General features: G+C 59.2%; 1 rRNA gene. It reads right to left on the bottom strand.

Features of this window, described 5'->3' with window-relative positions:
• Positions 1-255 (bottom strand): 16S ribosomal RNA (locus tag MM817_RS16725); the annotation flags it as partial.

The following is a 255-nucleotide window of genomic DNA, read 5'->3' as shown; positions in this document are numbered from 1 at the left end:
TCAGACGCAAGAAACCGCCTGCGCGCGCTTTACGCCCAGTCATTCCGGACAACGCTTGCCCCCTACGTATTACCGCGGCTGCTGGCACGTAGTTAGCCGGGGCTTCCTTCTCTGGTACCGTCTCGCACAGAGCATTGCCTCTCCATGCCGCTCGTCCCAATTGACAGAGCTTTACAATCCGAAGACCGTCATCGCTCACACGGCGTTGCTCCGTCAGGCTTTCGCCCATTGCGGAAGATTCCCTACTGCTGCCTC

The sequence above is a fragment of the Sulfoacidibacillus ferrooxidans genome (assembly GCF_022606465.1).
GTDB lineage: Bacteria > Bacillota > Bacilli > Alicyclobacillales > SLC66 > Sulfoacidibacillus > Sulfoacidibacillus ferrooxidans.
Note: the sequence above shows the minus strand (reverse complement) of the source record. Positions and strands in the feature narration are given on the sequence as shown.